This is a genomic window from Candidatus Nitrosarchaeum limnium BG20 (assembly GCF_000241145.1).
Taxonomy (GTDB): Archaea; Thermoproteota; Nitrososphaeria; order Nitrososphaerales; family Nitrosopumilaceae; genus Nitrosarchaeum; species Nitrosarchaeum limnae.
The window spans coordinates 1-9259 of the sequence record NZ_AHJG01000097.1; the positions used below are offsets into that span (position 1 = coordinate 1).

The 9259-nt window shown below is 33.3% G+C and carries 10 protein-coding genes; 6 read left to right on the forward strand and 4 right to left on the reverse strand.

Annotated elements, in window-relative coordinates; all coding sequences use genetic code 11:
* Nucleotides 1-478, reverse strand: a 478-nt coding sequence (locus BG20_RS03035; RefSeq protein WP_010190779.1) for a hypothetical protein, incomplete at its 3' end; no start/stop codon positions are given.
* 176 nt (nt 479-654) lie between these two features.
* Here BG20_RS03035 and BG20_RS03040 point away from each other — a divergent pair.
* The 6 genes from BG20_RS03040 to BG20_RS03065 all read left to right on the forward strand — a co-directional run bounded on the left by BG20_RS03040 (nt 655) and on the right by BG20_RS03065 (nt 7586).
* Entirely contained in the window at nt 655-1629 is a 975-nt protein-coding gene (locus tag BG20_RS03040; RefSeq protein WP_193353011.1) for a hypothetical protein, read from the forward strand.
* A gap of 73 nt (nt 1630-1702) precedes the next feature.
* Nucleotides 1703-2539 carry a DNA double-strand break repair nuclease NurA gene (locus BG20_RS03045; protein ID WP_010190781.1) on the forward strand — a complete coding sequence of 279 codons (837 nt, stop codon included), beginning with the start codon at nt 1703-1705 and terminating at the stop codon, nt 2537-2539.
* Nucleotides 2536-4068: an ATP-binding protein gene (locus BG20_RS03050; RefSeq protein ID WP_010190782.1), complete on the forward strand. Its 1533-nt coding sequence runs from the start codon at nt 2536-2538 to the stop codon at nt 4066-4068. The genes BG20_RS03045 and BG20_RS03050 overlap by 4 nt, the downstream gene beginning before the upstream one ends.
* The gene (locus BG20_RS03055) at nt 4069-5223 is read left to right on the forward strand and encodes a DNA repair exonuclease (protein ID WP_010190784.1); all 1155 of its coding nucleotides are present in this window, start codon (nt 4069-4071) and stop codon (nt 5221-5223) included.
* Nucleotides 5207-7285 carry an ATP-binding protein gene (locus BG20_RS03060; RefSeq protein WP_010190786.1) on the forward strand — a complete coding sequence of 693 codons (2079 nt, stop codon included), beginning with the start codon at nt 5207-5209 and terminating at the stop codon, nt 7283-7285. Before BG20_RS03055 ends, BG20_RS03060 begins: the two co-directional genes overlap by 17 nt.
* An 85-nt stretch (nt 7286-7370) precedes the next feature.
* Entirely contained in the window at nt 7371-7586 is a 216-nt protein-coding gene (locus BG20_RS03065) for a hypothetical protein (RefSeq protein ID WP_010190788.1), read from the forward strand.
* A gap of 3 nt (nt 7587-7589) precedes the next feature.
* Here BG20_RS03065 and BG20_RS12355 read toward each other — a convergent pair whose 3' ends face one another.
* The 3 genes from BG20_RS12355 to BG20_RS03075 form a co-directional block, all read right to left on the reverse strand.
* Nucleotides 7590-7739: a hypothetical protein gene (locus BG20_RS12355; protein WP_157999270.1), complete on the reverse strand. Its 150-nt coding sequence runs from the start codon at nt 7737-7739 to the stop codon at nt 7590-7592.
* A 2-nt stretch (nt 7740-7741) separates the two neighbouring features.
* Nucleotides 7742-8731 carry a hypothetical protein gene (locus BG20_RS03070; protein WP_133936195.1) on the reverse strand — a complete coding sequence of 330 codons (990 nt, stop codon included), beginning with the start codon at nt 8729-8731 and terminating at the stop codon, nt 7742-7744.
* An 88-nt stretch (nt 8732-8819) separates the two neighbouring features.
* The coding region (locus tag BG20_RS03075) for a hypothetical protein (protein ID WP_010190792.1) at nt 8820-9259 on the reverse strand (440 nt) is incomplete at its 5' end.

Consider the following 9259-nt stretch of genomic DNA (forward strand, 5'->3'; position numbering starts at 1 on the left):
GGGTTCCAATAATTTCAATATGCTTTGTGTCTTTTGGGATAATCATACCGAGTGCATAATCTTGAGGAAATTTGGTAGTATCATACAGAGTTTCTTTACCATCAATGAATAGTTTGTACTGGGCATCTTCAGCAGAGATTACTTCTAGTGGTAGACGTAGCCATAATACACTATCGGATGGAACACTCTCCATTGTTATTTCAAGGGATTTTTTTTCTGTGTTGATGTTAATTGCAGATAATTGTGGTAGGTCTTCAGACGGTTTGTTTACGTCAACTTCAAAACTTCCATGATATCCATAGTAGATGTCATATGATTTGTCACCGACTTGTAGTGTGTATTTTTCAGCCGAGAGTTGTGCAATATCCAGATACTGTGCAAACGCATCCCCGCTAAAGATATGATTGCCAAAAGCAATTCCAGTTGGAATTAATGCCAATGGTATGATTACAAGTAGAATTATTTTCAAATTACTCATCGTATTTGTGGATAAATCAGTTATAACGAATTGGGAAATTATCACAGATGATAATTTATTTTTGTGGATGATTTATCATCAAACTATTTATCGTAAAAATCACTAATTTTGTTGTGAGGTTTGATTTGAAAGATAAAGTAATTTTAGGAATGATTCTGGTTTTGGCGTTATCTTTAATGGTAAATCAAGCCTTTGCAGAATCTCCAAGAAAACAGATGGACAGAGGCATTGCAGCTGAAGATGTAACTTGCAAAGAAGGACATAGTTTGGTCATTCGAAACAACGGGTATCCAATATGTGTTAAATCTGTAACTGCACAGAAATTAGAAAAGAGGGGATTGGGAGTAATCATCGCCAAGGAAGATAAGATTGATCAAACTCCAAGTACAGAGATTCCAATTAAAGATCTAGAGAAAACTCAAACCAATACATACAACAAAACACCTCAATCGTCTGGAAATATTCGAGAGGTACCAGCAGATGCAGGAAGTGTAATTAATTTTTACATTACAGACGAGGATTTGAATTTGGCTCACAATGGAGTGGATGTAGTATCAACACAAGGATTATTTGAATTTTCAATTAACGGGGTTTCAATTAGTGGCCCTTCAACTATTACAGAGACAGGTCCGAATACAGGTCAGTTCTTTGTAAAACTACAACTTCCAGATACAATTAACGGTAGAGCTCTGAATCAAAATGATGTTGTCTTGATAAAATATCTAGACGCATCAGATAGTACTGGAAGTAATCAGACCATAACAAAATCAATTCCACTGACAAAATCATATGCTGCAGTAGAGACATCAGGGGATAGTTCAAGGATTGGACGAGTGTTTACTGTGAGAATTTACGAACCAGATGCAAATTTGGATTCTCAAGATAATGACAGAATACCTCTTAGCAAATTAGAGTATAGAGGAAAAGGGGGAATCAGAACTACATTGTCAAATTCTGCTTTTGATGCAAACTCTTCATATCTAATTGAGACAGGACCAAACACAAACATATTTGAGGTCAAGATAAAAATTCCGCGCTACATAGACGGCAAACTAGTGGACATTGGAGACTGGTATGAAATCAGATACATCGATAGTTCAACACCTTCTGGTACTGATGAGAAAGTAGTTTTGCAAGGAAGAATAGGATAGTTTAACACAAGTAAGACACAGGTTAACTTTCAGTATAACCTAAAGATTTTATTTAAACTGACAAAGTATTGTTGTGCTAAATACAGTTTACAAGGATGCGATCATAAACAGAGAAAAAATGCTTTCAATTCTAAAGGGGCCTAAATTCGAACAGATTTTAAAAAAAGCAAAAGAAAATTGGGTAGAGTTTGTGCCTACAAAACAGAACGTAGTAACAGCAGGGATAGACAGTAGTTTTAACAATACAAGATTTCAAGGAATTGAACTTTGGGCCACAACTGCAGTATCGATTAAATCAGATGGTGAAGTGTTAGTAGATTTACATGATTCAGGACTTGGTTCAGATATAGATCTTTCAAAAATTGCCAGTAAGATGGAAATTGAAGCGTGTGAAAAAACCGTGGATTTAGTAGATTTGGTATTAATGGATGGTTCACTGCACTCGCAATTTATGACAAGACAATCATCATTGGATGCAATGGTTGTAAAAACTATGAAAAAAAGAGATAATGTAATTTTCATTGCAAAGACATCAAACACAAAAAAACAATTTGAAGACTTGGGATCATTAGCAGGAGATATTTTTTATTATAATCATATTACAAAAGGACCTGGATTCAGCAAAATATTTGTTGAAAAAAAATATGGTGCGGATAAAGTAATCTCATCTACATTTGTTAGATTGAGTGACTCTACTCCAATTATAAAACTTGAATTTTTAGGAGGACATCGGGGAGATGATGAAATCATGTCTATAATGAATAAATTGTACAAAAGTAGTGTGGGCGGATATCCATATGCACTAAAGCTTGCTCATAACAACTGTAAAATATCTGACAAGGAACTTGCAAAAATGGTTAGTCTGTTGGGATTAAGTAATGAAATAGGTTCACGTGAGGTTTTAGGATGAACGTAGGTTTTGTCATAGGTGAATCAAAGCCTACGTTCGTGACGGCAATTACATCAAGACCACTTTCCGTAGGGGAGTACATCAAAATTGATTCCGATGAAGGAGAAATTTTAGGACTAGTTGAAAAGTCATCGGTATCAAGTGCAGCATTTGCAGATGTTAAAAATTTTGACGAAGCTTCAGAAAGCACAGAAATTGCAGAGATAAACAAGAGAGATAAAACATACACTGCGCATATTGGGATTTTAGGATTTTTAGAAAATTTACGAAAAGGCCAATCAATCATACCAGCAGTACCACCAATTCCAGGAACTCCAATATCACAACCAACAAAAGAGGATTTGGAGGCTATTTTCAGCCCAGAAAAAGCAGGTTGGGTAAAAATTGGAAATTTATTAAGAGAAAAATCAATTGAAGCTAAAATTAATCTCGATAAAATTGTTGCAAGACATTTAGGAATTCTAGCGATGACAGGTATGGGGAAAAGTAATCTTGTTTCACTAATTACAAAACAAATTGGTAAACTAAAAGGAACAGTAATAATTTTTGATTATCATAATGACTATACAACATTAAACATTCCTCGAATCAATGTAATTGATGCAAAAATTAATCCAAGATTATTGGATGCAGATCAGTTATCAGAAGTATTAGAGATTAGAGACGGTGCCAATGTACAACAAAGAGTACTAAGAATGGCATTTACAAAACAAGTAAAAGAATCAAAAGAATTTTGGAAGAAATTAGAAACAGAGGTAGAGTTCATTGTAAATTCAGAAGACAAAAAAATTAAAGAAATCAGAACATCAGCGTATAGAGTTCAAGACATCATAGAGGAGGCTCAAAGAAGATTCGAAGACATATTGGATCCAGATATGGGAGACCCAATTAGTTTTATCAAAGAAGGGCGCACAAACATCTTAAACATTTCAGAATTATCTGAAAAACAAGCAAATGTTGCTCTGGCATTTTATTTGCAACAGTTACTCAAAGACAGAAAAGATGCCAGTATTGTAAAACATGGAAGATCCAAAAGGGAGAGAAATTACAAGTTTGATTCACCAATTTTTGTAATAATAGAAGAAGCACATGTGTTTATTCCAAAAGATCACGATACGAGTGCAAAATACTGGGCTGCTAAAATTGCCAGAGAGGGAAGAAAATTCGGATTAGGTTTAGGAATAGTATCTCAGAGACCAAGAAGTGTAGATCTAAATGTTCTCAGTCAACTAGGATCTTTTGCAATAATGAAAATAATACAAGAAGATGATCAACGTCAGATAGCAGCAGCTACAGAATCTACTAGTCGTGAATTAATTGCTCAATTGACTTCTTTGAACGTAGGAGACGCAGTGCTAGTAGGACAATGGACCAACTTACCCTCACTAGTTCATGTTGAAGAAGTAAAAGAAAAGATAATGGGTGCAGACCAAAGCGCTGTTAATGCATGGGCAAATGCAGAAAAGATGAATGAGATTGCCGTTGAATCAACTCAAGGACTCGTCAAAAAAGATTTGTTGTTAGATTAAATGCTGTTTTCACATATTTCAGATACCCATCTAGGATTAGTGCAATATGGTTCAGAAGAACGAGAACAAGACGTATACCATGTTTTTAATCAAGCGATAGATATTTCAATTAAAGATCATGTTGATTTTGTAATATTTGCAGGGGATATTTTTCATGTACCAAATCCAAATGGAACTGCAATTGTTCAAATGGCAAATGCGTTAAAGAGATTAAAAAATAACAACATAGATTCATTTTTTATTTTAGGAGAACACGACATAAGTAGAATTCGTGCAACACCGATCCCATATGTTTATCATAATTTGGAATTCTCAAGATACATTGGGCAAGGAAATCCAATTAATCATAAAGGAGTCTTAATAGCTGGATTTGATAAAATTAGAAAAACAGAAATTCCTCAATTCGAAGACAAATTCAGAACAATTGATGAAATTGCAAGTAAACACACAGGGCATAAAATTTTAGTGTTACATCAAGGAGTTACAGAGTTTAACAAATTTGCAGGAGAGTTGCAGTCAACAGATTTACCAAAAAATTTTACATATTATGCAATGGGTCATTTACATGATCATGACATCAAACAATTTAGTCATCTAAATGGACCAGTAGCTTATCCAGGATCAATAGAATTAACAACAAGTGAAGGAATTAAGGAGATTAAGAAAGGGTTCTTCGAAGTAGACATTTCTGAAAAAGAAGTAAAAAATAATTGGATTGAACTAGATACAAGACAGCAATTTTCATTTAAAACTAACTATGATGAATTAACAAAAACAGTAGATGAAATTTCTTCAAAAATAGGCAGTATAGAACGAAAACCCATAGTAGAAATAAAAATTCAAGGCGAGGATATAGAAACAGACCAAATTCAGGCACAGATTTCAAGATTATATCAACAGACATTGAGATGTTTTTGGAGAATCACATCAAAAGAAATATCAGATTCATCAGTATTCCTAGAAAGACCAAGTACAATTGATGATGAGATGCTCAGATTATCAGTTGACGCAAGTGGCTCAGAACAAATTGCAAATTTTGCCATAAAAGAATTACTTCCATTATTATCATCTGCCCAGCTCAAAGAAGCCACTCAAATTATAGTTGAAAACTTTGAAAAATTCAAAAAGGAGAAAGTAAATGATAACAGCAATTGAATTAGGAGATTTTTTATCACACTCCCAAACAAAATTAGAATTTGGAAATGGTGTAACAGTTTTTGTAGGACAAAATGGAGCAGGAAAATCAAGCATCATAGATGCAATTACATTTGCATTGTTCGGGCAGCACACTAGAAAATCAAACAAAGGATTGATAAAGAGAGGATCCAATCAAGGGTTTGCCAAAGTAGAGTTTAATATTAATGGAAAACAATACCAGGCAGTAAGAAAAATAGATAACAAAGGTGGTCTTGCTGCAAAATTTAGTGAGAATGTTAATGACGAATTTTTAGAAATTGCAGCTGGTGAAAGAAAACAATTTGGTGAATCGATGACACAGGAAGTTGAAAAAACAATAGGTTTAGGTTTTGAGAAATTAAAGATCGCATCAATAGTACAACAAGGTGAATTAAATGCAATCATCAAAGCAAAACCAAAAGAGTTCAAAGAACTACTAAATGCAATAATTGGAATCGACAAACTTGATGTAGCATCAGAGGCAATGAAAACAATTACCAAAAATTTCCGTGAAAAAATAAGAGATGAAAAAGGATATGATGATACACATATTGATATTTTATTACGAGAACTGCAAAAATCCATTATAGATCTAGAAGAATCTAGACCACAAAAAGAACAACTTGTGATTAAACAAATAGAATTACAAAAAGAAGTGTCATCACTTAGAGCAAAATTAGAAATTGAAACCCCAAAAATAGATAAAATCAATCAACTAGAATTAAGGAAAAAAGAACTACAATCATATGCAAAGGAAGCAATTCAAGCGATTCAGCAAGAAATTACCGAAAAAGAGCACAAAATACGTGATTGTGAGGGGTGTTTTGAGCATATCAGTCTGAAAAATGACTTGGAGCAAAAAATGGAAAGAATAGAGTTAGCAGTAGAAGAAAACCAAAAAAGAATTCAGGAATTAACCGGAAAAGTTGCATCACTAAAAGAAAAACTACTGTTGGCCGAAAAAATCCAATTAAAGGACAACAAATGTCCAGTATGTGACTCTAAAGTTGAAAAACTAAATCCATTATTTCAAGAAGAACACCTAAAGCAAGAGATCATAACCATTAAAGAACAAATAATTTCTGCAGAAAAAGAACGTGTAGCATATAACCAAAAAAGAATAGAATTTTCTAAAAAACTACAAGACGTAAGAGATGCTGAAGCAACATTAAGAGCACATTCTATTAAGGATCAAGAAGATATAAGAAAAATTCAAGGGGAAATAAAATTGAAAAAAGAAAATGTACAAAAAATTCCATTATCCATTAATGGTAATTTATTAGAAATATCTCAAATAGACTCTAATGCAAAAAGAATTTTTGAGAGTATTACAAAATTAGAAGAAGAGACTAAAGGATTTAATGAGGAGGAATTTTTAAATTTAAAAAAATCAATTAATGAAAAACAAACCACTCTGTCACAAACAGATCAACGCCTTGGTGCAATAATAGAAAAAATATCAAAGTATGAAGAACAGATAAAATCAACACAAAAGATTGTATCTGATCTTAAAGTTGTTAAAAAATATGTAGAGAAATTAGATATAATTCAAATGAATATTTTTAGCAGAGATGGTCCTGTTGCAATGAGTTTAAGATCATGGGCACTAAATACAATCTCTGCAAAATCTTCAGAGTATCTCACACTGCTTAACACAAAAATTCAACGGATTGCACTATCAGAAAAAGCAAGAGACATATCAATTACATGTTATTCTAAAAGCGAAGTGTTGGATTTGGAATCCCTAAGTGGGGGAGAACAAGTTAGTGTTGCACTTGCCCTTAGATTAGGCATGGCAAGTTTGCTCGGGGCATCAAATCTTAATTTAATGATACTAGATGAACCTACAACTCACCTTGACGCAGAGCGCAAAAAAGCCCTTGTAGGAGTGCTGTCTCAATTATCAGATATTGCAAATATTGGAAAACCAATGCAATTTATCATAATTACTCATGATGCAGAAATATTTGAGGATTCAAATGTGGAGAGAATATACAAATTTGAATCTGCAGAACAGGGAAGCAAAGTAATTGCATTATAAGATGATTTCAATTCCATGTTTTGAAATATCAAATGATTGTAAAAATTTAAGAAAAGTTTAATTCAAATTTTTATTTTGTTTAATAATGAACCAACAAGAGATTAACGAAATAATTGACTACATAAACAAAAAATACGCTGAAAATGTACCTCGTCCTGTGAGATTTGTTGTTAGAAAAAAAGTAAAAATGATTGAAAAATTTGATCCATCTGAAATGCCGGTATCCTTAAGAAATTGTTCTGTTGAACAATACATTGACATTTTTAAAAATGCACTTAGAGATGGTTCAATTAAACTCTAAAATCTAATCCAACAATTCCCAGTCATTATCCCCACACTTGCAAGATACACCTGAATCTTGCAGATACTTTTCATATTCCAAATCACTACAAGGTCCCATCTCTGGAATTGAAAACTTTGTTTTACATATTCGGCATCTTGCAATCAAATCCATGACTATGCCTCAATTTTCTCACAAACACGTTTTGAAAAATAACATCCAGCAAACGCTGCAAGAACGGCAGGAATCAAAGTGATTAGAAACACATCAGTAATTAATTCAAAATAAATGCTGTAAATCAAGCTAGGTGAGACTAGTTTTCCCAATAAAACTTCGTTATACGTGTACATGATGTATGGATAGTAAAACATGTAAAATGTAGAGCCCAAGATTCCAGCGCCAATGTATTTTACATGTTTGTAGTTTAATTTTGAAATGATATAATCAGATGCAACCAAAGGAAGCAAATTGGTAGAATAAAACAAGACAGTATCACTCATTGTAAAGTTTGGCAAGATGGCAGTGGAGCCATAGATTGCCAAAAACAATCCTCCGATTAGAGAGATAATTCCAAATTTGTTTTTAGACAATCTAGAGGAGCTGATCAAAATCAAAGAGATCAAAAATGGATAACATAAAGTGGCAACAATCATTGCAGTGACGGGTTCTGGATTGAAATTAAAAAAATCAGTATTGGAAAAAGGCAGAGACAGAGATGAAATCAGTCCAGAACTTGCAAGCCAGATAGGCAACAATCCAATTACAATTAGAAATTTTGAAGATTTCGACTGAGATAAAATATGATACCGTACAAGGCCAACCATTCCACCAATACTGGTTAAGATCATGCCAAATATCAGAGACATATGTGGTGGACTGAGCAATCCATCTAATCCAAAGTTAGAATGCCAGAGAAAATCAATTGGTCCTGCGCTAATCAATACCACAATACCAATTATTCCCAACTTTAGAGAAATTTTCAAATATTTTTTGTCTTCAATTTTGTGCCAGATTAAAAACGACATGACAGTTCCAATCAAAGCTAGTGCAACGCCGGAATACATTACGCCGTGAGGTACAGATGCAAATGATTCAGGTTTGTTTAACACGTGATTTGTAATATCCCAGCTTCCTCCAACAGTTACAAGCAAAATACCTAAACTCATCAACAAATTTCCTAGCAGAAATATACGTTGAGATTTCTGTATGAGATTAGATTCTAGTTTCATGTATATCGTTCATCTCAATTAGATATTAGGGATTCACCATTACAGAGTATACTGAAACGTATTCGCCTTGTGGGTCTAGCATTCCTTGATGTGGAAAATGAGATAGTTCACTGGTATGGGGAATTTCGATTGATTTAACATAAATTTCATAGAGTCCAACATTTTTTGGGGTTACCATTAATTGAAAATCATAAGAACCATTTGGAGGAGACGGTCTATTCATAATCTCAATTAACGCATACTGTGATTTGACTTTTTGATCACCTGCAGAATAATTACTACCAACCAAAGTATTTTTTTTAATAAAGTGATACTGGTGATTAAAATCAGAATTTATTACCTTGACTTCATCAGTTATTATTTCTAGAGATGGAAATCCAATTGATAAAATATGAATATCTCCGTAATCACCAATGTTTTTAGAAAATATATTCACATCAAAAGATTCTCCAAGTGAGATAGATG

Coding starts and splice junctions, on each gene's coding strand:
- BG20_RS03040 (WP_193353011.1), top strand. CDS start 655: ATGGTAAATCAAGCCTTTGCAGAATCTCCAAGAAAACAGATGGACAGA.
- BG20_RS03050 (WP_010190782.1), top strand. CDS start 2,536: ATGAACGTAGGTTTTGTCATAGGTGAATCAAAGCCTACGTTCGTGACG.
- BG20_RS03055 (WP_010190784.1), top strand. CDS start 4,069: ATGCTGTTTTCACATATTTCAGATACCCATCTAGGATTAGTGCAATAT.
- BG20_RS03060 (WP_010190786.1), top strand. CDS start 5,207: ATGATAACAGCAATTGAATTAGGAGATTTTTTATCACACTCCCAAACA.
- BG20_RS03065 (WP_010190788.1), top strand. CDS start 7,371: ATGAACCAACAAGAGATTAACGAAATAATTGACTACATAAACAAAAAA.
- BG20_RS12355 (WP_157999270.1), bottom strand. CDS start 7,739: ATGGATTTGATTGCAAGATGCCGAATATGTAAAACAAAGTTTTCAATT.
- BG20_RS03070 (WP_133936195.1), bottom strand. CDS start 8,731: ATGAGTTTAGGTATTTTGCTTGTAACTGTTGGAGGAAGCTGGGATATT.